General features: G+C 35.6%; 1 pseudogene. It reads left to right on the top strand.

The annotated features are described in order from the left end of the window. Positions 1-106 precede the first annotated feature (106 nt). Positions 107-466 (top strand): annotated as a pseudogene (locus PVV69_RS09915) (hypothetical protein); the annotation flags it as partial.

Genomic DNA, 466 nt, shown 5'->3' with positions numbered 1-466 from the left:
ATATGAAAATGATGCTGCTTAAATAAAAGCGCGGGCGGTGCGGGGGCGCCTTTCTTTAAAACATCTCATTTTAAAATTTAACGAATATAAACTTAGGGAGTGACCTATGGCTGGTATAACTGTATCTAAAAAATATGAACTTACTAATGAAAGCACAGAAATTAAAGATAACGTGATTAAAAAGATTATAAGACTTTATCGCATTAAGGCATTAAGAGACTTTGCTGATGTCAAGGCTGGTGACCTTGGTGGCTTTATTGAAAAGGAAAGCAACCTTTCTCATGAGGGCAATTGCTGGGTGTACGATAATGCCATGGTTGCTACAGATTCCTTTGTTTCTGACAATGTACAAGTGCGTAATAATGCATGTGTTTATAGAAGTTCTAAAGTATCTGGCAACGCTGTGATTATGGATAATGCTCAGGTTTTTCATAATGCGAAGATTTTTAAAAATGTAAAAATTTGC

Origin of the sequence: Bartonella sp. MM73XJBT, from assembly GCF_028618465.1 — a bacterium.
Lineage (GTDB): Bacteria > Pseudomonadota > Alphaproteobacteria > Rhizobiales > Rhizobiaceae > Bartonella.
Note: the sequence above shows the minus strand (reverse complement) of the source record. Positions and strands in the feature narration are given on the sequence as shown.